This is a genomic window from Pragia fontium, from assembly GCF_900638655.1.
Lineage (GTDB): Bacteria > Pseudomonadota > Gammaproteobacteria > Enterobacterales > Enterobacteriaceae > Pragia > Pragia fontium.
Map to the genome: position 1 here is coordinate 3909924 of NZ_LR134531.1, position 27000 is coordinate 3936923.

The following is a 27000-nucleotide window of genomic DNA, read 5'->3' on the forward strand; positions in this document are numbered from 1 at the left end:
GGAAATAGGGGAAGAGAAGTATAACAAAAACGCGGCTAACCTAACATGCTTGGAAAACGGCAATAAAAAACCCGTACAGTTAAAGGTACGGGTGGATGATTCAGCAATAAGAATCTATATTTATTTTGGTGATGGACCATAAGTATTTGGGCCAGCAGTTCCTTCCAAAATAGTAAACACTAGCAGAACCAGTGAACCAAATGGAATAAATACCAGCAGATACCACCAACCGGTTTTATCAGTATCATGCAGGCGGCGAACCGTAACAGATAAGCTTGGAATAATAATCGCCAAGCTATATACAATCAGTAAAATACCAGTTACTGCACCGTTTGAACCAAATACTGAGTCTAAAATACTACCGACAATCGCTAATACGATAATGGCCAGTAAATTAAAAAGAGTAAACATCCAATACTCTTTACGACGAGCTCGGCCTGAAAAATCTGCGTACTGAGTAAAACACTTTTTATACCATTCCATTGTTTCTATTCCTTGCATATAAAATAATAAAAACGAAAGACGGCAGTATAATAGAACGGGTAATAATTATAAATACGATTTATATAAACAATCGAAAATATTAACTCAATCTAGTTATGCAAAACTTTCAATAAAAAAGCCGGAAATTTCCGGCTTTTAAAACGCTAAACAGATAATAGATAATTAACCGGCAACGGCAATACGCTTCATATCCGTCATATAACCACGAAGTTTCTTACCAACAACTTCAATTGGATGGTTACGGATAGCTTCGTTAACGTCACGCAGCTGAGCATTATCAATTTCAGTTGCTGCAACCACTTTACCTAAATCCCCAGCCTGTAGTGAAGCCATGAACTTCTCACGCAGTAACGGCACTGCAGCATTAGAGAACAGGTAGTTACCATATTCAGCCGTATCTGAGATAACGACGTTCATTTCATACAGACGCTTACGAGCGATAGTATTCGCTATCAACGGAAGTTCATGCAGTGATTCATAGTAAGCTGATTCTTCGATGATGCCTGAAACAACCATCGTTTCAAACGCCAACTCAACGCCGGCTTTCACCATGGCAACCATCAGTACGCCGTGATCAAAATATTCCTGCTCGCTGATTTTACCATCCTGTTGCGGGGCATTTTCAAATGCACTGCGGCCGGTCTCTTCACGCCATCCTAATAGATTTGCATCATTATTCGCCCAGTCAGCCATCATGCCTTCAGAAAAATGACCGGAAATGATGTCATCCATATGCTTTTGGAATAGCGGTGTCATCAGACCTTTCAGCTGTTCAGACAAAGCAAACGCACGCAGTTTAGCCGAATTGGACAGGCGATCCATCATCAGGGTAATTCCGCCTTGCTTCAGCGCTTCTGTAATCGCTTCCCAACCGAATTGAATTAATTTTTCTGCATATGCCGGTGAAGCACCGTCAGCAACCATCTTGTCAAAGCACAGCAGTGAACCCGCCTGTAACATACCGCACAGAATTGTTTGCTCACCCATCAGGTCAGATTTTACTTCTGCAACAAAAGAAGACTGTAGAACGCCAGCACGATGACCGCCAGTTGCCGCTGCCCAAGCTTTAGCAATTGCCATGCCTTCGCCCTTCGGATCGTTTTCCGGGTGAACGGCAATCAGAGTTGGAACACCAAAGCCGCGCTTATATTCTTCACGAACCTCAGTTCCCGGACACTTCGGTGCAACCATCACAACGGTGATATCCGCACGAATTTTTTCACCGACTTCAACAATGTTGAAACCGTGAGAATAACCTAACGCAGCACCTTGCTTCATTAATGGCTGAACCGCCTGAACTACTGAAGAATGCTGTTTGTCTGGCGTCAGGTTAATCACTAAATCTGCCTGTGGAATCAGCTCTTCATAAGTACCGACTTTAAAACCGTTCTCAGTCGCTTTGCGCCATGAAGCACGCTTCTCATCAATCGCTTCTTTACGTAATGCATAAGCGATATCCAAACCAGAATCGCGCATGTTCAGACCTTGGTTAAGACCCTGAGCACCACATCCGACAATAACGATTTTTTTACCTTTCAAAAAACCGGCCTCATCAGCAAACTCATCGCGGCCCATAAAACGACACTGACCTAATTGAGCCAGCTGCTGACGCAGGTTTAACGTATTGAAATAGTTAGCCATTATTATTCTCCATTATGCATTGTTATGCTGTGTTCTGTTATGTTGGTACTTACCGAAAAGCAAGTACGCTTGAGATCCATAATAAGACAAGAACTACATTGCTTAAATTGATATATTAAGAAGATGATATTGCAATTTATGCAACGTAATAATCGGTAACTCAATGTGGATCTACGTGATTTAAAACTGTTTCTTCATCTGGCGGAAAGCCAGCACTTTGGCAAAACCGCTAAAGCGACCTATGTTAGCCCCTCAACCCTATCGCGGCAGATACAAAGAATAGAGGAAGAACTGGGGCAAATCCTTTTTTTACGTGATAACCGTACCGTGCAATTAACCCAAGCCGGCCAGCAATTGAAAGTCTTTGCTCAACAAACCTTGTTACATTACCAACAATTGCGCAATGCCCTGGCACAAAAAGGGGAATCTCTCAGCGGTGAATTACGTATCTTTTGCTCGGTTACCGCAGCCTATAGCCACTTACCCACGATCCTTGACCAATTTCGAGCGCTGCATCCTAATGTAGAAATTAAACTCACTACCGGTGATGCTGCCGATGCCGTCGACAAAATTCAGTCCAATGATGCTGATTTAGCCATTGCCGGGCGACCAGAAAATTTACCTTCTACGATCGATTTCACAAAAATAGGTGAAGTGCCTCTGGTGCTGATTACACCAGCGTTACCCTGCCCGGTGCACACGCAAATGTCGGAACATAAACCAGACTGGGCCAATATTCCTTTTATTCTGCCAGAGCATGGCCCTACCAGAAGGCGTATCGATCAGTGGTTTCGACGTCATCACATCAGTAACCCGCAAATTTACGCCACCGTTGCTGGTCATGAAGCCATTGTTTCAATGGTGGCTTTGGGATGTGGCGTCGCATTAATCCCGAGTGTCGTATTGGATAACAGCCCGGAAACGATACGCAGCCGAATTACCGTTGCCAACAATGTTACGCTCACTTCAGCGTTTGACCTCGGGGTTTGCGTACAGAAAAAACGGCTCGGTGAACCATTAATTCACGCTTTCTGGCAGTTAATATAACCGCCAGATAAGGTTATTCATCCGGATTCCGCTTCATCACTTCAACGCGCATCAAATAGTGATAAAGCGGTGCCAGTTGCTGAAAACCTTTCTCCAAATGGGAAACCAGCCCGTCAGTGAACACCGTTTCCATATTCTGGCTGGTACACATAACGGCAAAACTTTTGCGATTATACCAATCGGCAATTTGGGCATCTTGCTCTTTCACCAGCGGGCGTTTATAGCTTTCACCCACCAGCTCAAACGGTGTTTTACAACGCTTGGCTACGGCTAAAAATGCTTTGGGTTCGGTACGCATCAGCAAACGCAGTAAATCCATGGTTTGTCTGCTGGCGCTGTAATAACCAAGTCCGTAACGATAAAAATCGGGGGCAATCTCAAAAAAGTAAACCGGTGCATCTTTCCAGTCTTTACTCGCACGTTTAAACGTCAGCCACATCTGACTGCGATAGCGGGATTTATCATGACTGAAGCGAGTATCGCGATGAATTCTGGACAAGGTTTTGCCAATGGCCGGGCGAGTTTCAAATTCAGGATCAATCAGCACCATACTTTGGCTGAGATCGTCCACCAGATGACGAAATGGGGTAACAATCTGCTGGTCGTAAATGTGTCGATGTTCGTCAAACCAATCTTTACTGTTGTGGATTCTGACATCCTGTAAAAAGGTTAAGCCCTGCTGAGTAAACCCGTTGAATTGCGCCATGTCATCTTCCACCCATAAGCTATTATCTGAACAATAAAAGCCGCTGAATGACGTATTCAGCGGCTTTCAGACACCGTTATGATTATCCAGCAAGGAAAAAACGGAATGCCGGATTGTCTGTCTCATCGTGGTAATCGTATCCCAGCTGTTTAAGATGCTGTTCAAATTCAGCATCATGCCCGGCCAGCTCAAATGCGGCTAAAACGCGGCCATAGTCAGTACCGTGGCTACGATAATGGAATAGAGAAATATTCCAGAACGTCCCTAACGTTTGTAAAAACTTCAGTAACGCTCCCCCTGACTCAGGAAACTCAAAACTGTATAGTTTTTCACTAAGCGGCTTGGCCGGTCGACCACCGACCATATAACGCACATGCAGCTTCGCCATTTCATCATCAGATAAATCGACAACCTGATAACCGCCATTTTGCAGCTCACTGATGATATCTTGTCGTTCAGACTGCTCACCGGTTAATCGGACACCAACAAAAATACAGGCGTTTTTATCGCTGGCATAACGATAGTTAAACTCGGTAACGGAACGTCCACCTAATAACTGACAGAACTTCAGAAAACTGCCTTTCTGTTCCGGAATAGTGACGGCAAGCAGTGCTTCTCTCTTCTCACCTAATTCACAACGCTCGGAAACATAGCGTAAACCATGGAAGTTCAGATTAGCTCCGGACAGAACACAGGCTAAGCGTTCCCCTTGCAGATTATGCTGCTGCACATATTTTTTCAGGCCAGCCAGCGCCAAAGCGCCGGAAGGCTCAGCAATAGCACGCACATCTTCAAATAAATCTTTTACTGCTGCACAAATGGCATCGCTATCAACCGTGATAACATCATCCAGATATTCGCGACATAAGCGGAAGGTTTCATCACCGATACGTTTTACTGCAACGCCATCAGCAAACAGCCCCACGCGATCAAGATCAACCGGTTGACCTGCCTTTAATGCAGCAACCAGACACGCGGAATCTTCAGTCTCAACGCCAATCACTTTGATCTCTGGCATCAGTTGCTTAATCAGTACGGCCACACCAGCAGCCAGACCGCCACCGCCAACCGGAACAAAAATGCGATCGATATGTGCATCTTGCTGAATCAGCTCTATACCAATAGTGCCTTGTCCGGCAATCACCGCCGGATGGTCAAACGGCGGAATGAAGGTATAGCCTTGCTGTTGAGAAAGCTCAATGGCTTTAGCTTTGGCTTCATCAAAATTAGCGCCATGCAACAGCACTTCACCGCCAAAGCCACGCACCGCATCAATTTTGATGTCCGGTGTCGTCATAGGCATCACAATTAAAGAGCGGATACCCAGCCCTGAAGCTGAAAGTGCGACACCCTGCGCATGATTACCCGCTGAAGCGGCAATAACGCCATTTGCTTTCTGTTGTTCGTTAAGCCCGGCAATCATGGCGTGTGCACCACGCAGCTTAAAGCTATGTACTGGTTGTCTGTCTTCCCGTTTAACTAATACGGTATTTTTCAGACGCGCTGAAAGTTTATTCATTTCCTGTAACGGTGTGACCTGAGCGACATCATACACAGGCGAACAAAGCACAGCGCGTAGATACTCTGCACCCGTAGGTGCAGAAGAGAGCGGCGATGGAACAGCCATAATATTTAGCCTCCCAGCTTACTTTTATCCCGTACAGCACCTTTATCGGCACTGGTTGCCAAACTGGCGTAGGCGCGTAATGCAAATGAAACCTGACGGTCGCGGGCTACTGGTGTCCACGCTTTATCACCACGAGCAACTTCTGCCTGCTGACGGCTAGCCAGTTCATTATCTGCAACGTCCAATACAATGCTGCGTTTAGGAATATCGATATCGATCATATCGCCATCACGCACTAATCCAATCAAACCGCCGTTAGCCGCTTCCGGAGAAATATGGCCAATCGATAATCCCGATGTTCCACCGGAGAAACGGCCGTCGGTAATCAACGCACAATCCTTACCTAATCCCATCGATTTCAGGAATGTGGTCGGATAGAGCATTTCCTGCATACCCGGTCCACCTTTTGGACCCTCATAGCGGATAACGACCACATCACCCGCAACCACTCTGCCACCAAGAATTGCATCAACGGCATCTTCCTGGCTTTCATAAACTTTTGCCGGACCACGGAACACTAAGTGCTCATCATCAACGCCCGCTGTTTTCACAATGCAGCCATCAATCGCCAGATTACCGTTCAGAACAGCCAAACCACCTTCCTGGCTATAAGCATGTTCTTTACTGCGAATACAGCCTTCAGCGCGATCGTTGTCCAGCGAATCCCAACGACAGTCCTGAGAGAAAGCTTCGGTGGTACGGATACCGGCCGGACCTGCGCGGAACATGGTTTTAACCGCTTCATCGTTGGTCTGCATAATATCGAACTTAGCCAACGTATCCGTCAGGTTCAGTCCCAGAATATTGTTAGTATTACGGTTTAACAGCCCTGCACGATCCAGTTCACCCAGAATACCGATCACGCCACCTGCGCGGTGCACGTCTTCCATATGATATTTCTGCGTACTTGGCGCAACCTTGCATAACTGAGGAACTTGACGCGACAGGCGATCGATATCGGTCATCGTGAAATCAACTTCGCCTTCCTGAGCCGTAGCCAGAAGGTGTAATACTGTATTAGTTGAACCGCCCATGGCGATATCCATGGTCATGGCATTTTCAAATGCGGCTTTATTAGCAATAGATCGAGGCAGAACGCTTTCATCATCTTGCTCATAATAACGTTTGGTTAATGACACAATTTCTTTACCAGCGTTCAGGAAAAGCTGTTTACGATCTTTATGCGTCGCCAACAAGGAACCATTTCCCGGCAGCGCTAAGCCCAACGCCTCAGCCAAGCAGTTCATTGAGTTAGCAGTAAACATACCAGAACAAGAACCGCAGGTTGGACAGGCCGAGCGTTCAATTTGTGCGCTGTCTTCATCACTCACGTTTGGATTCGCGCCCTGAATCATGGCATCGATCAAATCAAGCTTAATAATTTTATCCGATAGCTTGGTTTTTCCAGCCTCCATCGGACCACCTGACACAAAAATCACCGGGATATTCAGGCGTAAAGAAGCCATTAACATGCCCGGAGTGATTTTGTCACAGTTGGAGATACACACCATGGCATCAGCACAGTGGGCATTCACCATATATTCCACGGAATCAGCAATCAGCTCACGTGAAGGAAGAGAATACAGCATGCCGCCGTGACCCATTGCGATACCATCATCCACTGCAATGGTGTTAAATTCTTTCGCCACACCGCCTGACGCCTGAATTTGATCGGCAACTAATTTACCTAAGTCACGTAAATGGACATGGCCCGGAACGAACTGAGTAAATGAGTTCACCACGGCAATAATCGGCTTGCCAAAATCGGCATCGGTCATACCGGTAGCACGCCATAAAGCACGGGCTCCTGCCATATTCCGACCATGTGTAGTTGTAGCTGAACGATACTTAGGCATGCTTTATTCACTCCCGTTGTCTAATTGCGGGCGGAATGGAATCCGCCCGTTATTGCATTATGTTTGCTTTTTTGTTTTTAGTTATTGGTTTACCAGATCTAACCAGCCGTACTTGTCTTCAGTCTGACCATTGAACAGTCCAAAGAAACTTTGCTGAATTTTCTTGGTGACCGGACCACAACGACCAATACCCACCTGAATACCATCAACGCTGCGTACTGGTGTAATTTCGGCGGCGGTACCAGTCATAAAGACTTCATCGGCTAAATAGAGAGATTCGCGAGACAGAACCTGTTCACGCACTTCAATACCGAGATCTTTAGTAAGCTTCAGAATGGCATCACGCGTAATGCCTGGTAAGGCAGCTGAGGTCAAGGTTGGGGTAAATACCACACCGTCTTTAACCAAGAAGATATTCTCACCGGCACCTTCAGAAACATAACCGTGAACATCCAAAGCGATACCTTCGCTATAACCATGACGGCGAGCTTCACTACCCACCAACAATGAAGAAAGATAGTTACCACCGGCTTTAGCTGCGGTTGGAATGGTATTTGGCGCAGAACGGTTCCATGAAGAAACCATGGCATCGATACCCTGATCCAACGCTTCTTCACCTAAATAAGCACCCCATGGGAAAGCGGCAATGATCACGTCAGTGTTGTAACCTGCAGGTGGATTAACGCCCATACCCACATCACCAATAAAGACTAACGGACGAATATAAGCGCTTGCCAGATTATTTTTACTTAATGTTTCACGGCAGGCGGCCATCAATTCATCAACAGAATAGGAAACCGGCATACGATAAATTTTCGCAGAATCACGTAAACGCTGCATATGTTCGCGATGACGAAAAACAGCCGGGCCTTTATGGGTATCATAGCAGCGCACACCTTCAAATACCGATGTACCATAGTGCAATGCGTGTGACATAACGTGAACTTTGGCATCAGCCCATGGAATCATGTCACCATTGAACCATATATAATCTGCTTTTTTCGTGCTCATTGTTTCTGTTCCTTGTCGCGCTATGCGCGTATTTGTTGTGATGTTTGATTGAGGATCTCAACGCTGCTGACATCCGCAAGTTTCTTTAACTGGGAAAATAGTAAGTTTACCGGTCTCTCACTGGAAACGGTTAAATAAATGCTTATGTTATCCCCATTAGCCATTTGATTCATGTCCATTTTGCATACCCGAAAACCTCGGTGGCGAACAACGCGCAGTAAACGTTCCAAAACTTCTGAGCGGAATCGGGTCTGAATGAAAAGTTGATGTTCTGTCATGATACTTCCTCCAGCATTGTTTCGTTACCGGCGCCCGGTGGAACCAGAGGCCAAACATTTTCTAATTCATCGATAGAAACGTGAAGCAAATAAGGTCCTTCACTGGTAAGTAAGGTATTAAGTGCATCATCAACCTGATCTTTGCGGGAAATACTCTGCCCCGGAATACCGAATGCCTGAGCCAGCATTAAAAAATCGGGATTGTCCGATAAATTGGTTTCGCTATAGCGAGAGTCAAAAAACAGCTGTTGCCACTGTCTGACCATTCCCAAACGCTGATTATCGATTAAGACGATTTTCACCGGTAACTTTTTACGTTTTATGGTGCCCAGTTCCTGCACATTCATCATAAAAGAGCCATCGCCGGAAACACAGATTACCATATCGTCAGGGCGGGCCATTTGTGCACCCACTGCAGCAGGAATACCAAATCCCATGGTACCCAGCCCGCTTGAAGTAATGAAGTTTTCCGGGCGGCCAAATGTCATATGCTGCGCACTCCACATCTGATGTTGACCAACGTCAGTGGTAATGACCGTATTTTCAGGTTTTCTTTCAGAAAGTTGCTTTAACAACAGCGGGGCAAAAATAGGTTGTCCGGGATGATCGTAACGAGCGGCATAATCAGTTTTCATTGCTATTACCGTGTTACGCCAATTATTGATATCCATTGGCTGCTGCAGAGCAGGTAATATCTTGTTTAAATCTCCCTGTAACGCAACGTGAGGCGTTCGTAATTTGCCTAACTCCGCCGGATCGATATCCATATGAATAACTTTTGCGTGAGGTGCAAAGGTATTCAATTTTCCTGTAACCCGATCGTCAAAACGCACCCCGATAGCCACCAGTAAATCACAGTCCTGAACTGCCAGATTACCAGCTTTGGAGCCGTGCATACCCAGCAAGCCCAAATAACACGAGTCATCTACCTCAGCGGCACCGAGTCCTTTTAACGTTGAAACGCATGGCATGCCAGTGACTTTGGTGAATGTCCGTAGCGCCTCAACCGCGTTAGCCATACCCACACCACCACCAACGTATAACATTGGTTTATGAGATTCAGCGATCATTTCTCTGGCTGCTTGCAAATCCTCATTGGCAACCTGAGCCATTTCTTCGACCGGTAATAACCCTGGCTTTAAATGCTCTCCGGCCGCTAACTGGATATCTTTAGGAATATCAACCAAAACAGGACCAGGACGGCCGCTACAGGCAGTAGCAAATGCCTGAGCAATAATGGAGGGCAACTCTTCTAATGATTCCACCAGATAACTGTGCTTAGTACAGGCTAATGATAATCCTAATACGTCAATTTCCTGAAAAGCATCAGTACCTATCAGCGGGGAAGCAACCTGACCAGTAATAGCAACAACAGGAACAGAATCTAACAGCGCATCAGCCAACCCGGTGATAAGATTCGTTGCTCCTGGGCCAGAGGTGGCGATACAAACGCCAACTTTACCGGTTGCTCGAGCGTAGCCTAAAGCGGCAATAGCGGCACCCTGTTCATTACGACACAGCAGATGCTCAACGCCACCATCATATAGCGCATCATAAACCGGCATAATTGCACCGCCAGGATAACCAAAAACAGTGTCAACTCCCTGTTCGCGTAACGTATGTACTACCCACTGCGCCCCATTCATCATTCTTACCCCGTCGTATTGTGCTCTTAGCCGATGCTTATAGCCGTATGCTTTGTTGTGTTTATTATTTGATATTGATTAAATTTTTATCATCCATAAAAAAACCCCCGACTTCTCAGTGCGGGGGTTCTTGAATTTGGGACCTCTAATCAGGTCTTTCTTTGTCCAAGTGCTGCCCCGCACGGTGGGAGAATAATCACCACCACACTAATAATCACGAGGCTAATCACTTGGCTTACAGACTTCATAGTTTCAAAGAAAATTCTTTATCAGTCGAACGAATGTATACAGAGTTATCATAGTTTTATATTAAGTGACAACTTATTTTTTCTTTCCGTTTTCTTTATCAAAACAAAATTCATTAAAAACGCCATATTTATCATATAAATGAAAAACACTGACTGACTTGAAAATATTTTAATTAGATGTACCCCACATAAAATCGCCTATATAGACTGCAAAACAGGCAAAAAATTGGAATATATCTCTATGTTTTAAGCAAAATACAAAAAATAGATAAATTGATATGCACTGACTCTGACAGGATTATCTAAAAATAAAGATGGGTAACTTGGCATGTCACTAGCAATTATTTATACCCGAGCTTCAATAGGTGTACAGGCTCCATTAGTCAGTGTTGAAGTACATATCAGCAACGGAATGCCTAACTTTACGCTGGTTGGCTTACCGGAAACAACCGTAAAAGAAGCAAAAGATCGCGTGCGCAGCGCATTGATAAACAGTGGCTTTACTTTTCCACCGAAAAAAATCACGGTTAGCCTGGCCCCCGCAGACCTGCCAAAAGAAGGTGGTAGGTTCGATCTACCCATTGCACTGGCTATTTTAGCGGCATCAGAACAGATAGCCGTTGATAAACTTGAGTATCATGAATTCTTGGGTGAATTGGCCTTATCCGGAGCAATAAAAAACGTTAATGGTGCAATACCCGCGGCTCTGGCTGCATCAAACAACCATCGTTCTCTGATTCTATCTATAGATAATGCCAGTGAAGTTGCACTCATTAAACAAAGCCAACATCTGGTAGCCGATACGCTACTTGATGTCTGTAAATTTTTAGCCGGTGAAGAAAACTCACTATCTGCGCCACAGCAAGCTGCCAGCCTTGACCACCAAGAGTCATTACCAGATCTAAAAGAAATTATCGGCCAAGAGCAAGCTAAAAGAGCACTCGAAATATCCGCTGCCGGCGGGCATAACTTACTCCTGCTCGGCCCGCCAGGGACAGGTAAAACCATGCTGGCTACTCGTCTGAATGCATTATTGCCGCCTCTGAGCGATCAGGAGGCACTGGAAAGTGCTGCTATAGCAAGTCTGGTTCATACGCCACAAAATGCGTCAAACTGGCGTAAACGGCCTTTCAGAGCACCTCATCACAGCGCATCAATGGCTGCTCTGGTTGGTGGAGGCTCAATCCCTCGCCCCGGAGAAATATCTCTGGCACATAACGGCGTACTTTTTCTTGATGAATTACCTGAGTTTGAAAGAAAAGTACTGGATGCTTTACGTGAACCGCTGGAATCCGGTGAAATTGTTATTTCACGCGCCAGCGCCAAAGTTTGCTTTCCGGCCAAAGTACAGCTCATTGCTGCAATGAATCCCAGCCCAACAGGGCACTATCAGGGAATTCAAAGCCGTTCAAATCCACAACAGGTTATGCGCTATTTAAACCGACTATCCGGACCATTTCTCGATCGATTCGATTTATCTATCGAAGTTCCTTTACTACCGCAAGGCATATTAAGCCAGCGCAGGGAAGAGAGTGAATCCAGTCAATCAGTACGCTTAAGAGTATTTAATGCCAGACAAGAACAAATAAAACGCAACGGAAAGGTTAATGCGCAACTAACCAGCAAAGAAGTAGAGAAAATTTGTAAGCTGGAAATTAACGATGCTCTATTTCTTGAGCAGGCTCTGACCAAACTGGGTTTATCCGTTCGGGGATGGCACCGGATTTTAAAAGTATCGAGAACAATCGCTGATTTATCAGGCAATAAAAATATAAAAAGGGAACATATTGCCGAAGCGTTAAGCTATAGAAGTATGGATAGACTGTTACTACAACTTTATAAAGCCGTTGGATAAAAAAACGGGGCCTAAGGCCCCGTTAATCAATCGTCAGAGTCATTAAAGTCTTCAACGATATCTACCTGAGGTTTACCACCAGATAAGGTGTGAAAGCGTTTAGGTCGACGAATACGGTTGAGGTATTTAGCCCATACTTTTTCAGACTCTGTCGCTGGCTCGCGTTCACCTTTACAAACGGCAACAAATAGTTTCTCTTCGTCCGTTGTTGGTTCACGCTTACCTAAATCAAGCTCATTAAAGGCATAGCCTAAACGCTCTAGTAATTGCGCTTCTTTAATGGTGAAATCCCCATGACGGGAAAAACCGCGAGGGTAATTTTTATTGTCAAAAAAACGATGCGTCGTGGAGAAGCTTTCCGCCATCTGACATACTCCTAAGTATCTAAATTAATGCCGTTATGGCGCGGAGTATTAGTGAGGCTAAGCGGCGTGTAAAACAAAAAATTTGAATCGTAACGATAGATTTATTTGGAGATTGAGTGGATACCGAATTACTAAAAACATTTTTAGAAGTCAGTAAAACCCGTCATTTTGGTCGAGCGGCTGAATCACTCTATCTTACACAATCAGCGGTTAGCTCACGGATAAGACTGTTAGAAAGCCAGCTAGGAGTTAATCTTTTCACCCGACACCGTAATAATATTCGGCTCACATCTGCCGGAGAACAGCTTTTACCTTATGCTGAAAATATGATCGCCACCTGGCATCAGGCTCGAAATTCGATAGTTAAAAACAGTCAAAAGAAAAATATGTTATCTATCGGAGCACTATCTCTGATCTGGGAAAGCTATCTAACTGACTGGCTTGAATTACTATATTCACAACATAAAAATTTACAGTTTGATACCCGCATAGCAACACGAAATTTGTTGGTTCAACAGCTACATGAAAGGCAATTAGACCTGTTGATTGCCACAGAACCCTCTAAAATGGATGAGTTGATTAGTCAGCAGATAGGCGTCATACCGCTCCGTTTATTTACCGCCGAGCGAAAAATTAATGATAAAAAACGGACTTATATCTCTTTAGATTGGGGAGTGGAGTTCGTACAACAAGAAAAGACCATCATTTCGCAGGAAAGTATTATCTCTCTTACCGGTTCTTCAGCTCTAATGGCCAAACAGTTACTAAAAAATACCGATGGCTGCGCATTTTTACCTGAATCATGGAAAAAACAGTATCCAGACCTAAAGCTTATTCCATCATCGCCAACAATAGATATTCCTGTTTATGCTATCTGGCTGCAAAACAGTGAATATGAACAGTTAATCCATAAATACCTTGCAACCTCTGCCACAGAGAAAGAATAAGCTTAAATTAATCTACAGAACGGTTAACAGATATAAGATGAAATACTAAATTTTAGATAACAAAAAACCCTTTGCTTTCACAAAGGGTTTTCTATTTTATGGCAGGGGCGGAGAGACTCGAACTCCCAACACCCGGTTTTGGAGACCGGTGCTCTACCAATTGAACTACGCCCCTAAAAGGGTGGCGGAACGGACGGGACTCGAACCCGCGACCCCCTGCGTGACAGGCAGGTATTCTAACCAACTGAACTACCGCTCCACCGATTCTGTATCGTTATTAAGTCAATCACTTAATAACCGAGTCTTACTTCTTCCTTTGTTTACTCACAAAGGTTTACTAATTTGGAGCCTGGCAGTTTATGAATGACTTCGTCATTCCCCTTCCAGGCCGTTGCAAGCAACGTTCAAAAGACTTTGTCTTTTGTCCTACTCTCTATCGAGTAGAGAACTGCCCTACAACTATGGACTACTTCTTAAATTTGGAGCCTGGCAGTTCCCTACTCTCGCATGGGGAGACCCCACACTACCATCGGCGCTACGGCGTTTCACTGCTGAGTTCGGCATGGGGTCAGGTGGGACCACCGCGCTATCGCCGCCAGGCAAATTCTTTGAATTCTTATTATTCGCATCATCCTGATGCTCACCCCTTTGGGGCCAACGCTTCGCGTTGTTCAAAATCGTTCCCTACGATTTTGTCTGTATTGTAAACCGTCATGCCCGTCTCTCAACGCACACAACCATTCACTTCAATCCGTTCACAAGCTGAAAATCTCTCAATCAAAACACCTTCGGTGTTGTAAGGTTAAGTCTCACGGTTCATTAGTACCGGTTAGCTCAACGTATCGCTACGCTTACACACCCGGCCTATCAACGTCATGGTCTTTAACGTTCCTTTAGTGGACTCAAGGTCCAAGGGAAGACTCATCTCGAGGCAAGTTTCCCGCTTAGATGCTTTCAGCGGTTATCTTTTCCGCACGTAGCTACCGGGCAATGCCATTGGCATGACAACCCGAACACCAGTGGTGCGTTCACTCCGGTCCTCTCGTACTAGGAGCAACCCCTCTCAATCTTCCAACGCCCACGGCAGATAGGGACCGAACTGTCTCACGACGTTCTAAACCCAGCTCGCGTACCACTTTAAACGGCGAACAGCCGTACCCTTGGGACCTACTTCAGCCCCAGGATGTGATGAGCCGACATCGAGGTGCCAAACACCGCCGTCGATATGAACTCTTGGGCGGTATCAGCCTGTTATCCCCGGAGTACCTTTTATCCGTTGAGCGATGGCCCTTCCATTCAGAACCACCGGATCACTAAGACCTACTTTCGTACCTGCTCGAGCCGTCACTCTCGCAGTCAAGCTAGCTTATGCCTTTGCACTAACCTCACGATGTCCGACCGTGATTAGCTAACCTTCGTGCTCCTCCGTTACTCTTTGGGAGGAGACCGCCCCAGTCAAACTACCCACCAGACACTGTCCTCAACCCGGATCACGGGCCAAAGTTAGAACATCAAACATTAAAGGGTGGTATTTCAAGGTTGGCTCCACGCAGACTGGCGTCCACGCTTCAAAGCCTCCCACCTATCCTACACATCAAGGCTCAATGTTCAGTGTCAAGCTATAGTAAAGGTTCACGGGGTCTTTCCGTCTTGCCGCGGGTACACAGCATCTTCACTGCGAGTTCAATTTCACTGAGTCTCGGGTGGAGACAGCCTGGCCATCATTACGCCATTCGTGCAGGTCGGAACTTACCCGACAAGGAATTTCGCTACCTTAGGACCGTTATAGTTACGGCCGCCGTTTACTGGGGCTTCGATCAAGAGCTTCGCGTTGCCGCTAACCCCATCAATTAACCTTCCAGCACCGGGCAGGCGTCACACCGTATACGTCCACTTTCGTGTTTGCACAGTGCTGTGTTTTTAATAAACAGTTGCAGCCAGCTGGTATCTTCGACTGGCTTCGGCTCCATCCGCAAGGGACTTCACCTAATGCCAGCGTGCCTTCTCCCGAAGTTACGGCACCATTTTGCCTAGTTCCTTCACCCGAGTTCTCTCAAGCGCCTGAGTATTCTCTACCTGACCACCTGTGTCGGTTTGGGGTACGATTTAATGTTACCTGGAGCTTAGAGGCTTTTCCTGGAAGCAGGGCATCAACTACTTCATCTCCGTAGAGACTCGTCATCACGCCTCAGTGTTTAATAGTCGTCCGGATTTACCTAAACAACCCACCTACACGCTTAAACCGGGACAACCGTCGCCCGGATAGCCTAGCCTTCTTCGTCCCCCCTTCGCAGTAACACCAAGTACAGGAATATTAACCTGTTTCCCATCGACTACGCCTTTCGGCCTCGCCTTAGGGGTCGACTCACCCTGCCCCGATTAACGTTGGACAGGAACCCTTGGTCTTCCGGCGAGCGGGCTTTTCACCCGCTTTATCGTTACTTATGTCAGCATTCGCACTTCTGATACCTCCAGCAGACCTCACAGTCCACCTTCGCAGGCTTACAGAACGCTCCCCTACCCAACAATATTTTCATATCGCTGCCGCAGCTTCGGTGCATGGTTTAGCCCCGTTACATCTTCCGCGCAGGCCGACTCGACCAGTGAGCTATTACGCTTTCTTTAAATGATGGCTGCTTCTAAGCCAACATCCTGGCTGTCTGTGCCTTCCCACATCGTTTCCCACTTAACCATGACTTTGGGACCTTAGCTGGCGGTCTGGGTTGTTTCCCTCTTCACGACGGACGTTAGCACCCGCCGTGTGTCTCCCGTGATAACATTCTTCGGTATTCGGAGTTTGCATCGAGTTGGTAAGTCGGGATGACCCCCTAGTCGAAACAGTGCTCTACCCCCGAAGATGAGTTCACGAGGCGCTACCTAAATAGCTTTCGGGGAGAACCAGCTATCTCCCGGTTTGATTGGCCTTTCACCCCCAGCCACAGGTCATCCGCTAATTTTTCAACATTAGTCGGTTCGGTCCTCCAGTTAGTGTTACCCAACCTTCAACCTGCCCATGGCTAGATCACCGGGTTTCGGGTCTATACCTTGCAACTATGACGCCCAGTTAAGACTCGGTTTCCCTACGGCTCCCCTATTCGGTTAACCTTGCTACAAAATATAAGTCGCTGACCCATTATACAAAAGGTACGCAGTCACACCCCTAAAGAGTGCTCCCACTGCTTGTACGTACACGGTTTCAGGTTCTGTTTCACTCCCCTCGCCGGGGTTCTTTTCGCCTTTCCCTCACGGTACTGGTTCACTATCGGTCAGTCAGGAGTATTTAGCCTTGGAGGATGGTCCCCCCATCTTCAGACAGGATATCACGTGTCCCGCCCTACTCATCGAACTCACAATCTGTGCATTTTGGTGTACGGGACTATCACCCTGTATCGCGCGACTTTCCAGACGCTTCCACTAACACACAAACTGATTCAGGTTCTGGGCTGCTCCCCGTTCGCTCGCCGCTACTAGGGGAATCTCGGTTGATTTCTTTTCCTCGGGGTACTTAGATGTTTCAGTTCCCCCGGTTCGCCTCATAACACTATGTATTCATGTTATGATAATGTGTCGAAACACACTGGGTTTCCCCATTCGGGTATCGCCGGTTATAATGGTTCATATCACCTTACCGACGCTTATCGCAGATTAGCACGCCCTTCATCGCCTCTGACTGCCTAGGCATCCACCGTGTACGCTTAGTCACTTAACCTCACAACCCGAAGGTGTCTCTTACAAGACGCATTCGTGCTGTAAATATTGAGAGACTCGCTCAGTTCAACAATGTCAGTGTAAAACTCATTGTTGCTGAGGATTCAAATTTCAGCTTGTTCCGGATTGTTAAAGAGCAAATATCTCAAACATCACTCTGCCGCATTCACAGCAAAATCAGTTTTGAGATATTAAAATAACCTGACTCAACAGGCTATCATCGATAATGGCTTTCACCCATCATCAGCAATTGGCGTCCCCTAGGGGATTCGAACCCCTGTTACCGCCGTGAAAGGGCGGTGTCCTAGGCCTCTAGACGAAGGGGACACTGAAGTCGACTTCGCAGACGCATTGCTCTCTTTTCATTTCATCAGACAATCTGTGTGGACACTGCACTTAACTGCGTATCTTTTAGGTAAGGAGGTGATCCAACCGCAGGTTCCCCTACGGTTACCTTGTTACGACTTCACCCCAGTCATGAATCACAAAGTGGTAAGCGCCCTCCCGAAGGTTAAGCTACCTACTTCTTTTGCAACCCACTCCCATGGTGTGACGGGCGGTGTGTACAAGGCCCGGGAACGTATTCACCGTGGCATTCTGATCCACGATTACTAGCGATTCCGACTTCACGGAGTCGAGTTGCAGACTCCGATCCGGACTACGACGTACTTTATGAGGTCCGCATGCTCTCGCGAGTTAGCTTCTCTTTGTATACGCCATTGTAGCACGTGTGTAGCCCTACTCGTAAGGGCCATGATGACTTGACGTCATCCCCACCTTCCTCCGGTTTATCACCGGCAGTCTCCTTTGAGTTCCCGACATGACTCGCTGGCAACAAAGGATAAGGGTTGCGCTCGTTGCGGGACTTAACCCAACATTTCACAACACGAGCTGACGACAGCCATGCAGCACCTGTCTCAGAGTTCCCGAAGGCACCAAAGCATCTCTGCTAAGTTCTCTGGATGTCAAGAGTAGGTAAGGTTCTTCGCGTTGCATCGAATTAAACCACATGCTCCACCGCTTGTGCGGGCCCCCGTCAATTCATTTGAGTTTTAACCTTGCGGCCGTACTCCCCAGGCGGTCGACTTAACGCGTTAGCTCCGGAAGCCACTCCTCAAGGGAACAACCTCCAAGTCGACATCGTTTACAGCGTGGACTACCAGGGTATCTAATCCTGTTTGCTCCCCACGCTTTCGCACCTGAGCGTCAGTCTTTGTCCAGGGGGCCGCCTTCGCCACCGGTATTCCTCCACATCTCTACGCATTTCACCGCTACACATGGAATTCTACCCCCCTCTACAAGACTCTAGCTTGCCAGTTTTAAATGCAGTTCCCAGGTTAAGCCCGGGGATTTCACATCTAACTTAACAAACCGCCTGCGTGCGCTTTACGCCCAGTAATTCCGATTAACGCTTGCACCCTCCGTATTACCGCGGCTGCTGGCACGGAGTTAGCCGGTGCTTCTTCTGCGGGTAACGTCAATGTAAGCACGTATTAAGTACCTACCCTTCCTCCCCGCTGAAAGTGCTTTACAACCCTAAGGCCTTCTTCACACACGCGGCATGGCTGCATCAGGGTTTCCCCCATTGTGCAATATTCCCCACTGCTGCCTCCCGTAGGAGTCTGGGCCGTGTCTCAGTCCCAGTGTGGCTGGTCATCCTCTCAGACCAGCTAGGGATCGTCGCCTAGGTGAGCCATTACCCCACCTACTAGCTAATCCCATCTGGGCACATCTGATGGCGAGAGGCCCGAAGGTCCCCCTCTTTGGTCTTGCGACGTTACGCGGTATTAGCCACCGTTTCCAGTAGTTATCCCCCTCCATCAGGCAGTTTCCCAGACATTACTCACCCGTCCGCCGCTCGCCGGCAAAGTAGCAAGCTACTTTCCGCTGCCGCTCGACTTGCATGTGTTAGGCCTGCCGCCAGCGTTCAATCTGAGCCATGATCAAACTCTTCAATTAAAAGCTTGATGCTCAAAGATTACTTTCAATAATTCACAAATGAATTACTGTCTGGTCACTCTTTAAGACTTGGTATTTTTTTGTGCTGAACACCGAAGTGTCAGCGTGAGATACCGTCTTGTGAGTGCCCACACAGATTGTCTGATAAATTGTTAAAGAGCATGGCCAACAGTAAGCTTCGCTTGCCGTGGCACGGGCTGCGTATACTACGCTTTCCCGCTACAGAGTCAAGTGTTAAATCACAGATTTATTCATCTTAACCTCTGTCTTCGCCGGCTGTTGCCGGGTCAGTGGAGGCGCATTATAGGGACTCAGATTTATCTGGCAAGCGCTAATTGCAAAAAAGTGACTGAACGCTCTAATTTTCACCAAAATGGCCTAATTGATTAAATAGTGTCTGGTAAGTTCACAGTATTCAATAATACTGACTAAATGAAATCTCATTTAGTTACATAGATAAAAACACATTATCTACTTTCTATAGTTCATAATATAAAGATTACGTTATTACTTTTCCTATTATTAGGACAATAAGGCTTCTCCATCTATCCGGCTCGTTATACATTACCTATAAAAAGAAACAGATTTACCTAATATCTGCTACTAGCTACTACTCGCATAAAAGGATAACAAAATAATGCAATTTAACGTTCAGCAACAAGCTGCCCATCGAAATCTGTCTTATCTTGTGGCAGAAAAAATAGCGCATCGTATTCTTTCAGGTGAATTTGCCGCCGAAAGTATACTCCCCGGTGAAAATGAGCTCTGTGAAATATACAGCGTAAGTAGAACAGCTATTAGGGAAGCAGTAAAAATGCTAACGGCAAAGGGAATGTTACTCGCCAGACCACGCATAGGTACTCGAGTCATGCCTCAGTATTATTGGAATTTCCTTGATAAAGATCTGCTATCTTGGTGGATAACTAAGGATAACTTTTTTGAAGTCACCCAACATTTTGTCGTATTACGCCGAGCGCTTGAGCCACAGGCTGCGGCATTAGCAGCCATCAATGCCAGTAATGAACAACGCTATCAACTCTCACTGCTGATGGCTGAAATGCGTTCGTTGCACAAGGCGTTTGATGCTGAAAAATGGGTAAACGTTGACACCGAATTCCATAAGCTCATCTATAATGCGAGCTGCAATCCACTATTAACTTCATTTTCCAGTTTATTCAGTTCGATTTATCAAACGTACTTTAAATCCGTTACCAACAATGAAGTTATAAAATTAGAACATCACCAGTCTATTGTTGATGCAATTCTGAAGAAAAATAGCGCTGATGCACTCAAGGCAACTCAGGACTTATTAGAGAAGGACATAAAAGTTTATAATATTTAACTCCGGCAGGCCAAATAGAGCAATGAATGACTCAATTAGCTCATAATGTCGTTGGCCTACCCTAAGTTGCGACAACTAAATAAAGAAAAGAGTGCTAAGAAGCTCGTGAGCTTTCTAGATATGATTTCAAAGAGAAGCCAATAAAGTGCTTCTCCTTTCAATTCTGGATTAGATTTTTCTAATTTATAACTATTTTAAAATTAAATATCTATTTGGGTACCTAACTCAATAACCCGGTTAGGCGGTATTTTAAACTGATCGGGTGCCCGCAGCGCATTACGGTTAAGCGCCAGAAACAGTTGCCCCCTAACCCTTAAATACCATGGTCGTTTACTCAATTTAACCGACTCATGAGACAAGAAGAATGATGTTTCTTCCATGCGAAACGACAATCCTTCCAACCCACATAAATAGAAAATATTCTCAACGTTTGGTGTTTCTTTATAGCCATAACGAGTGACTACACGCCAAAATGTTGGCGATAACTGCTCAATAGTTACTCGTTGCGCATTATGTACATAAGCGGTATCCACCGTCTTGATAGTCATCAAAACGACTCTTTCATGCAATACCTTATTGTGAGTTAAATTATGCAGTAATGAGAATGGAATAACATTGGTTGTTCGTATCATAAATACCGCCGTTCCTTTAACTCTGGTAGGCGGATTTTTTTCTAATGAGGCAATCAATGCTTCCAATGAATTACCGTGTTCATTTAGTCGACGCAGCAACCGGAAACGCTCACTTTTCCAGGACGTCATAATAATAAACATACACAGCCCCAGCAACAATGGGAGCCAACCACCAGAGAACACCTTAATCAGGTTAGCGGTAAAAAGAGGTACATCAATGCACAGTAAAATAGTCAGAATGGTGACAGTAGCAATTTTAGGCCAGTGCCAGTTTTGGTAGGCCACGGTGCAAGAAAGTATCGCCGTAATAACCATGGTTCCGGTTACGGCAATACCATACGCAGCGGCCAAATTACTTGAGTGCTTAAAGGTAACAATAACCATAACAACAGCAATAAACAGCAACCAGTTAATGACCGGAATATAAATCTGCCCGGCCTCCATATCAGAGGTGTGTAAAATGCGCATTGGTGGCAGATAACCCAAATGTACTGCCTGCCGGGTCAGGGAAAATACGCCGGAAATAACCGCCTGAGAAGCAATCACCGTGGCTAACGCAGCCAAAATAAGCAAAGGTATTAATGCCCAGTCAGGCGCTAGCAGGAAAAATGGATTTTTAATCGCTTCTGGATTTCTTAACAATAATGCCCCTTGGCCAAAATAGTTCAGAACCAGACAGGGCAACACTACGGTAAACCAAGCATAACGAATCGGCATTTTGCCAAAATGTCCCATATCAGCATACAAGGCTTCAACCCCGGTAATCGCTAATACAACAGCACCTAAAGCAAAAAAAGATAATGATTTGTACTGAAGAAAAAATCCTATCGCCCAAGATGGATTAAGTGCATAAAGAACTTGAGGACTGGCAAGAATACTGCGGAAGCCTAGCAAGCCAATAACAATAAACCACAGCAGCATAATCGGCGCAAAAACCTTACTCACGCCCCCCGTTCCATGCTTTTGAATACAAAAAAGAATCGTTAAGACGACAACAGCACAAGGAACAATATAGGCTTCAAGAGAAGGCGCTAATATTTCCAAACCTTCCAACGCAGACATAACAGAAACGGCTGGAGTAATTACAACCTCACCATAAAAGAAACTACCGCCGATCAGTCCGATAACCACCACTAGCGCCGTTTTTTTATCGCTGGCATATCTTCCTGCCAGTGACATTAAAGTCAGAATACCGCCTTCACCCGCGTTATCTGCCCGCATAACAAAACTAAGATACTTTAGGGAAACAACAATAATTAACATCCAGAAAATTAAAGATAAAAAACCAAAAATAACATCTGGTTGAACGCTAAATCCATAATAGCCAGAAAAACATTCTCTTAATGTATAAAGAGGACTGGTACCTATATCACCATATACAACACCAATTGTTGCTAACATCGCGGCTGGTAATGGGCGTTTATTATCTGTACTCATCATTATTTTTTGTTGTCCGCAGTTTACACGGTCGTTCCATAACCCAAAGGTATAACAATATGTTTGGCTTTAATATAAACCAGATTTCAATAGTATGTTCCGGCTGCTATTTTTACAAAAAAATAAATGTGTTATCTGATAAAGCGCTTTTAATTCTAAGATAAAAGCATTATTAATCATATATCTGCTATAATTTTCTAACTTTATATTATTTAGTTATATTTATTATGCTTAAACCTAAAACACTATCTGAAAGGATGACTCACCTAAGTGCTATTTTGGAAACCGGACTCTATGAACGACAGCATGTCGTCAGGTTATGTCTATTAGCGGCACTCTGTGGAGAAAGTGTATTTCTACTTGGCCCACCAGGAATAGCAAAAAGCCTGATAGCACGACGTTTAAAGCATATGTTTAAGCATGCCAATGCTTTTGAATACTTGATGACGCGTTTTTCAACCCCAGAAGAAGTATTTGGCCCCTTATCTATTCAGGCCTTAAAAGAAGATGGGCGCTATATCAGGTTAACCAAAAACTACCTTCCTGAAGCAGAAATCGTTTTTCTGGATGAAATATGGAAAGCAGGTCCGGCAATACTCAACACATTATTAACGGCAATAAATGAAAGGCGATTTCGTAATGGTGATACAGAATCCCCTATTCCAATGAGATTATTGGTCACGGCATCCAATGAACTGCCAGAAGATGATAATAGCCTGGAAGCGCTCTACGATCGGATGCTGATCAGATTATCCTTAAATAACATACAAGAAAAAGCTAACTTTCTGTCACTGATCGGTCATCAGAATGATGAAAAACTGAATCCATTAATCGAGTCACTTAGCATTAGTGATGAAGAGTATCTCCAATGGCAAGAAGATATTAATCACATTAAATTACCTAATGATGTTTTCGAGCTTATTTATAAACTACGTGAGAATATTAATGCATTAGATAATGGCCCTTATATTTCAGACCGACGTTGGAAAAAAGCGATTCGTTTATTGCAGGCCTGCGCTTTTTTCAACGATAGAGAATCCATTAATCCAGTCGATATCATTTTATTAAAAGACTGTCTCTGGCACGATATCAATTCATTAGGCTTAATAGAACATCAAATAGACCAGTTAATCACTGAACAGGCATTCCAACAAAAAAGTATTCTTTTACAAATTCAACAAATTAATAGTGACTGGTTAAAATACAAACAACAACAATCAAACCAGTTATCACTCAAGGTTGAGCGTAAAAATACCTTATTTAATCGTAAACAAATCTATGCCTTATCTACCATTATCGATGAACCAAAGATAACTTTAATGTTAGAAACCCCACTGAAGTTACACGGTATGGAAGTCACCCATATAATCATTGAAAAACAGCAACTTGATTTATGGTTAACCAAAGGTGAAACCTTAAAAGGCAAACTAAATGGCATTGGTTTTTCACAATCTCTGGATATTAGCGTTGATGATAAACAACAGTTGATTATTCGCGATTTGTCCCTTGCCTCTTCAACATTACACTTATCAAACAAGACGTTTCATATCGAACCAACCAATGAACTCTCCCAACGCCTGCAAAATGTACAATTTAGATTGAACGAGCAGCGTAAACGTTTTATGGATGTTCAACCTTGTTTGTTTATCAATAAAGAGTGGCTTGCCAGAATAGAGGCTAGTTTACTGGCGGTTAATGACGAAATAGACAAACAAAAACAGCGCTTTACTGGGGCTGAAATATAATTATGAGTCTACAAACTATTGAATTATTACTCTCTATTAGCGAGAGCGAAATAGTTGAAGAATTAATTATAAGTCTGTTAGCTGCTCCTCAACTGGTTATTTTCTTTGAAAAATATCCCAAAATTAAGCATGCCTTCAACAAAGAAATTACCGCATGGAAGGCCAAATTAGGTTATACGCTACAACAATCTGAAATTCCGCCAGCAATATCAGCAGAGTTTTCTTTATATAAAGAAACCTTATTGTTGGATAACCTTTCATTTTTTAACCAACTGAATAATCTTGTCCTAAAGCTTGAAGATATTGGCTCCTCCTTTGCCCAACAGGCTAAAAAGCTGGCATCGACTTCTGAACACCGCAACGATAGCTTCCAAAGCCTATTTTTACGCGAATGGCGAAAAAGCTTCTCAGTTCAAGTAACCTCATTGCACAAATCCCTAATAGAAGAAGATTGGGAACAATTAATGTCTCAACTTCAGGAGCGTCTGGCAATAAACAGTATGCTGGAACCTTTTCTGGTAGAGAACGATAGAAGTTCAGGTCACTTATGGGATATGAGCCGCGGTGAAAAATACCGATCGGACTGTAATCTACTCATTGAATACGGCAAGTTTTTATCTCAACAGCCTGAATTACAAAAACTGGCTGAACAATTAGGTCGAAGCTATCAGCCAACGTCCATCGCTCGTAAAGATACCCAGTATGAAAAATATCGTATCATGGTCAGAGAACCCGCTACGCTACCGGAAAGCGTCAACGGTATTTATCAAAGCAACGATATTATTCGTATGCTGCCCACCGAAATGACGCTACTGAATATTGATGAGCTGGAACTGGAATTCTATCGCCGATTTCTGGAACAGCGACTACTCACCTATCAGCTCAAAGGTGAAGTTTGGCGCGAACAGGTGAAAACCCGGGCAATAACCAAAACGGTAAATGAACAGCTCCCCAAAGGACCATTTATTATTTGCGTTGATACTTCCGGTTCTATGGGCGGTTTTAATGAAAAATGTGCCAAAGCATTTTGTCTGGCGTTATTACGTATCGGTATGGCTGACAATCGGCGTTGCTATATTCTACTATTTTCAACGGAAGTCATTCACTATGAACTGACTTCTCAGACCGGTATCAATGAAGCTATCCGTTTTCTTAGCCAAAGTTTTAGAGGAGGTACCGATCTGGCCGCCTGCTTATCAGAAACACTGGAGAAAATAGATCAAAAAGCGTGGCAGGATGCAGACGTTGTCATTATTTCAGATTTTATCGCTCAACGTTTACCGGAAGATTTGATCGCTCAAATAAAACTAAAGCAGAAAAAACATAGCCACCGTTTTCATGCGGTGGCTATGTCAAAACACGGTAAACCTAACATTATGAAGATATTTGATCACGTATGGCGGTTTGATACCGGTATTAGCCAGCGGCTACGCCGCCGCTGGAATATGAATGCCGATTAAAGCATGCAGTCTACAGATTCACGTAATTCAGGAGACCAAACACCACACTGAACCTGACCAATATGCTTCTGCTGTAGTAACAGCATAACCAAACGAGATTGACCAATACCACCACCAATCGTTTGAGGCATCTCTCCTTTGATTAAAGCTTTATGCCACTCTAACTGTAAACGATCTTCATTATCTGTCATGGCCAGCTGGCGTTTCAGCGTTTCAGCGTCAACGCGAATTCCCATTGAAGATAATTCAAAAGCATCTTCCAAAACAGGGTTCCATACCAGAATATCCCCGTTCAGACCTTCGCCATCTGCGCCAGGTGTTGTCCAGTCATCATAGTCAGGTGCACGCACATCATGTGATTCACCATGAGATAACTTAGCCCCAATACCAATCAAGAATACTGCACCCAGCTCTTTTGCTATTGCACGTTCACGGCCTTTAGCATCCAAATCGGGATAACGTTGTAGTAACTCTTCACTATGCACAAAATGAATTTCTGCGGGTAAAAATGGCTTCAAACCAAACTCCTGAGCTACCGCAGCTTCAGTTTCTTTTATTGCAGCGTAGATAGTACGAACCGTTTGTTTAAGATAATCAGAGCTGCGTTCTGAATCAGACATAACGCGCTCCCAATCCCACTGATCAACATAAACAGAATGAATTGGGCTTAAACGATCTTCATCAGGACGCAGAGCCTTCATGTTGGTATAAATACCTTCACCGGCAGTAAAACCAAAACGCCCCAGAGTTTGGCGCTTCCATTTAGCTAATGAATGAACCACTTCAAAGGTTGCACCAGGAATGGCTTTAACTTTTACCTGAACCGCTTTCTCAGATCCGGACAAGTTATCCTGAGTACCATCACCAACACGACTTAAAATAGGTGCCTGAATTTCAACCAGACCCAATTTTTTTTCCAACTGGCGGGAGAAGAACGATTTTACAAAACTGATTTGTTGCTGCTTTTGAATAAAGGGCTGTTTCAT

Annotated in this window: 18 protein-coding genes, 3 tRNA genes and 3 rRNA genes; 6 read left to right on the forward strand and 18 right to left on the reverse strand. The window is 44.8% G+C overall.

The window, feature by feature from the left end; genetic code table 11:
• Window positions 1-120: 120 nt before the first annotated feature.
• Window positions 121-483, reverse strand: coding sequence for a DUF805 domain-containing protein (locus EL341_RS16940; protein ID WP_047782396.1), 363 nt, complete (start codon window positions 481-483; stop codon window positions 121-123).
• Between the two features lie 183 nt (window positions 484-666).
• Entirely contained in the window at window positions 667-2145 is a 1479-nt protein-coding gene (gene ilvC, locus EL341_RS16945) for a ketol-acid reductoisomerase (RefSeq protein WP_047782397.1), read from the reverse strand.
• Window positions 2146-2310: 165 nt separating this feature from the next.
• Here ilvC and ilvY point away from each other — a divergent pair, with 165 nt between their 5' ends.
• On the forward strand, window positions 2311-3192 hold the full coding sequence (ilvY, locus tag EL341_RS16950; RefSeq protein ID WP_074824551.1) for an HTH-type transcriptional activator IlvY: 882 nt from the start codon (window positions 2311-2313) through the stop codon (window positions 3190-3192).
• 13 nt (window positions 3193-3205) lie between these two features.
• Here the strand turns inward: ilvY and EL341_RS16955 are convergent, their stop codons facing one another.
• The 7 genes from EL341_RS16955 to ilvL form a co-directional block, all read right to left on the reverse strand.
• Window positions 3206-3898: a DUF2461 domain-containing protein gene (locus tag EL341_RS16955; protein ID WP_074824547.1), complete on the reverse strand. Its 693-nt coding sequence runs from the start codon at window positions 3896-3898 to the stop codon at window positions 3206-3208.
• Window positions 3899-3980: 82 nt separating this feature from the next.
• Window positions 3981-5525 (reverse strand): threonine ammonia-lyase, biosynthetic, encoded by a 1545-nt coding sequence (gene ilvA, locus EL341_RS16960; RefSeq protein ID WP_047782400.1) that lies wholly within the window; start codon window positions 5523-5525, stop codon window positions 3981-3983.
• Window positions 5526-5530: 5 nt separating this feature from the next.
• The gene (gene ilvD / locus EL341_RS16965) at window positions 5531-7381 is read right to left on the reverse strand and encodes a dihydroxy-acid dehydratase (RefSeq protein WP_074824544.1); all 1851 of its coding nucleotides are present in this window, start codon (window positions 7379-7381) and stop codon (window positions 5531-5533) included.
• 81 nt (window positions 7382-7462) lie between these two features.
• On the reverse strand, window positions 7463-8392 hold the full coding sequence (locus EL341_RS16970; RefSeq protein WP_047782402.1) for a branched-chain amino acid transaminase: 930 nt from the start codon (window positions 8390-8392) through the stop codon (window positions 7463-7465).
• 20 nt (window positions 8393-8412) lie between these two features.
• Window positions 8413-8670 (reverse strand): acetolactate synthase 2 small subunit, encoded by a 258-nt coding sequence (gene ilvM, locus EL341_RS16975; RefSeq protein ID WP_047782403.1) that lies wholly within the window; start codon window positions 8668-8670, stop codon window positions 8413-8415.
• Window positions 8667-10316: an acetolactate synthase 2 catalytic subunit gene (gene ilvG, locus EL341_RS16980; RefSeq protein WP_074824638.1), complete on the reverse strand. Its 1650-nt coding sequence runs from the start codon at window positions 10314-10316 to the stop codon at window positions 8667-8669. The genes ilvM and ilvG overlap by 4 nt, the downstream gene beginning before the upstream one ends.
• Window positions 10317-10465: 149 nt before the next feature.
• Window positions 10466-10564: an ilv operon leader peptide gene (gene ilvL / locus EL341_RS16985; RefSeq protein WP_071845532.1), complete on the reverse strand. Its 99-nt coding sequence runs from the start codon at window positions 10562-10564 to the stop codon at window positions 10466-10468.
• 328 nt (window positions 10565-10892) lie between these two features.
• Here ilvL and EL341_RS16990 point away from each other — a divergent pair, with 328 nt between their 5' ends.
• Window positions 10893-12419, forward strand: a complete 1527-nt coding sequence (locus tag EL341_RS16990) for a YifB family Mg chelatase-like AAA ATPase (protein WP_047782404.1) — start codon at window positions 10893-10895, stop codon at window positions 12417-12419.
• A gap of 26 nt (window positions 12420-12445) precedes the next feature.
• Here EL341_RS16990 and EL341_RS16995 read toward each other — a convergent pair whose 3' ends face one another.
• Complete coding sequence (locus tag EL341_RS16995; protein WP_047782405.1) at window positions 12446-12784, reverse strand: DUF413 domain-containing protein; 339 nt, start codon at window positions 12782-12784, stop codon at window positions 12446-12448.
• A gap of 116 nt (window positions 12785-12900) precedes the next feature.
• Here EL341_RS16995 and hdfR point away from each other — a divergent pair, with 116 nt between their 5' ends.
• The gene (gene hdfR / locus EL341_RS17000) at window positions 12901-13731 is read left to right on the forward strand and encodes an HTH-type transcriptional regulator HdfR (RefSeq protein WP_074824541.1); all 831 of its coding nucleotides are present in this window, start codon (window positions 12901-12903) and stop codon (window positions 13729-13731) included.
• A 99-nt stretch (window positions 13732-13830) separates the two neighbouring features.
• Here the strand turns inward: hdfR and EL341_RS17005 are convergent.
• The 6 genes from EL341_RS17005 to EL341_RS17030 form a co-directional block, all read right to left on the reverse strand.
• Window positions 13831-13906 (reverse strand) — tRNA-Trp (locus EL341_RS17005).
• Between the two features lie 7 nt (window positions 13907-13913).
• A tRNA-Asp gene (locus EL341_RS17010) sits at window positions 13914-13990 on the reverse strand.
• Window positions 13991-14215: 225 nt separating this feature from the next.
• A 5S ribosomal RNA gene (rrf, locus tag EL341_RS17015) occupies window positions 14216-14331 on the reverse strand.
• Window positions 14332-14529: 198 nt separating this feature from the next.
• Window positions 14530-17440: ribosomal RNA gene (locus EL341_RS17020) — 23S ribosomal RNA — on the reverse strand.
• 250 nt (window positions 17441-17690) lie between these two features.
• Window positions 17691-17766, reverse strand: a tRNA-Glu gene (locus EL341_RS17025).
• A gap of 89 nt (window positions 17767-17855) precedes the next feature.
• Window positions 17856-19398, reverse strand: a 16S ribosomal RNA gene (locus tag EL341_RS17030).
• The 16S, 23S and 5S rRNA genes sit together here with 3 tRNA genes alongside, the layout of an rRNA operon.
• A 637-nt stretch (window positions 19399-20035) precedes the next feature.
• Between EL341_RS17030 and EL341_RS17035 the strand changes: the two genes are divergently transcribed.
• Complete coding sequence (locus EL341_RS17035; RefSeq protein ID WP_047782407.1) at window positions 20036-20740, forward strand: FadR/GntR family transcriptional regulator; 705 nt, start codon at window positions 20036-20038, stop codon at window positions 20738-20740.
• Window positions 20741-20940: 200 nt separating this feature from the next.
• Here EL341_RS17035 and kup read toward each other — a convergent pair whose 3' ends face one another.
• On the reverse strand, window positions 20941-22809 hold the full coding sequence (gene kup, locus EL341_RS17040) for a low affinity potassium transporter Kup (RefSeq protein WP_074824992.1): 1869 nt from the start codon (window positions 22807-22809) through the stop codon (window positions 20941-20943).
• Window positions 22810-23036: 227 nt separating this feature from the next.
• Here kup and ravA point away from each other — a divergent pair, with 227 nt between their 5' ends.
• Window positions 23037-24554, forward strand: a complete 1518-nt coding sequence (gene ravA / locus EL341_RS17045; protein WP_126468192.1) for an ATPase RavA — start codon at window positions 23037-23039, stop codon at window positions 24552-24554.
• The gene (gene viaA, locus EL341_RS17050; RefSeq protein ID WP_074824983.1) at window positions 24554-26014 is read left to right on the forward strand and encodes an ATPase RavA stimulator ViaA; all 1461 of its coding nucleotides are present in this window, start codon (window positions 24554-24556) and stop codon (window positions 26012-26014) included. The genes ravA and viaA overlap by 1 nt, the downstream gene beginning before the upstream one ends.
• Here the strand turns inward: viaA and asnA are convergent.
• Window positions 26011-27000, reverse strand: coding sequence for an aspartate--ammonia ligase (gene asnA / locus EL341_RS17055; protein ID WP_047782410.1), 990 nt, complete (start codon window positions 26998-27000; stop codon window positions 26011-26013). The two genes, viaA and asnA, sit on opposite strands and share 4 nt — an antisense overlap.

Bases quoted from the DNA above. Each gene is read 5' to 3' on its own strand.
- asnA (WP_047782410.1), bottom strand. From the start codon at position 27,000: ATGAAACAGCCCTTTATTCAAAAGCAGCAACAAATCAGTTTTGTAAAA.
- EL341_RS16940 (WP_047782396.1), bottom strand. From the start codon at position 483: ATGGAATGGTATAAAAAGTGTTTTACTCAGTACGCAGATTTTTCAGGC.
- ilvA (WP_047782400.1), bottom strand. From the start codon at position 5,525: ATGGCTGTTCCATCGCCGCTCTCTTCTGCACCTACGGGTGCAGAGTAT.
- EL341_RS16995 (WP_047782405.1), bottom strand. From the start codon at position 12,784: ATGGCGGAAAGCTTCTCCACGACGCATCGTTTTTTTGACAATAAAAAT.
- ilvD (WP_074824544.1), bottom strand. From the start codon at position 7,381: ATGCCTAAGTATCGTTCAGCTACAACTACACATGGTCGGAATATGGCA.
- ilvG (WP_074824638.1), bottom strand. From the start codon at position 10,316: ATGAATGGGGCGCAGTGGGTAGTACATACGTTACGCGAACAGGGAGTT.
- kup (WP_074824992.1), bottom strand. From the start codon at position 22,809: ATGAGTACAGATAATAAACGCCCATTACCAGCCGCGATGTTAGCAACA.
- ilvL (WP_071845532.1), bottom strand. From the start codon at position 10,564: ATGAAGTCTGTAAGCCAAGTGATTAGCCTCGTGATTATTAGTGTGGTG.
- ravA (WP_126468192.1), top strand. From the start codon at position 23,037: ATGCTTAAACCTAAAACACTATCTGAAAGGATGACTCACCTAAGTGCT.
- EL341_RS17035 (WP_047782407.1), top strand. From the start codon at position 20,036: ATGCAATTTAACGTTCAGCAACAAGCTGCCCATCGAAATCTGTCTTAT.
- EL341_RS16990 (WP_047782404.1), top strand. From the start codon at position 10,893: ATGTCACTAGCAATTATTTATACCCGAGCTTCAATAGGTGTACAGGCT.
- ilvC (WP_047782397.1), bottom strand. From the start codon at position 2,145: ATGGCTAACTATTTCAATACGTTAAACCTGCGTCAGCAGCTGGCTCAA.
- EL341_RS16955 (WP_074824547.1), bottom strand. From the start codon at position 3,898: ATGGCGCAATTCAACGGGTTTACTCAGCAGGGCTTAACCTTTTTACAG.
- ilvM (WP_047782403.1), bottom strand. From the start codon at position 8,670: ATGACAGAACATCAACTTTTCATTCAGACCCGATTCCGCTCAGAAGTT.
- EL341_RS16970 (WP_047782402.1), bottom strand. From the start codon at position 8,392: ATGAGCACGAAAAAAGCAGATTATATATGGTTCAATGGTGACATGATT.